General features: G+C 55.3%; 1 rRNA gene. It reads left to right on the forward strand.

From position 1 onward, the window contains the following. Window positions 1–275: ribosomal RNA gene (locus KFE26_RS23835) — 16S ribosomal RNA — on the forward strand; the annotation flags it as partial.

Consider the following 275-nt stretch of genomic DNA (forward strand, 5'->3'; position numbering starts at 1 on the left):
ACGGCCCAGACTCCTACGGGAGGCAGCAGTGGGGAATATTGCACAATGGGGGAAACCCTGATGCAGCCATGCCGCGTGTGTGAAGAAGGCCTTCGGGTTGTAAAGCACTTTCAGTAGGGAGGAAAGGTAGCAGCTTAATACGCTGTTGCTGTGACGTTACCTACAGAAGAAGGACCGGCTAACTCCGTGCCAGCAGCCGCGGTAATACGGAGGGTCCGAGCGTTAATCGGAATTACTGGGCGTAAAGCGTGCGCAGGCGGTTTGTTAAGCGAGAT

It is taken from the genome of Shewanella sp. M16, from assembly GCF_018224605.1.
In the GTDB taxonomy this organism is placed as follows: Bacteria; Pseudomonadota; Gammaproteobacteria; order Enterobacterales; family Shewanellaceae; genus Shewanella; species Shewanella oncorhynchi.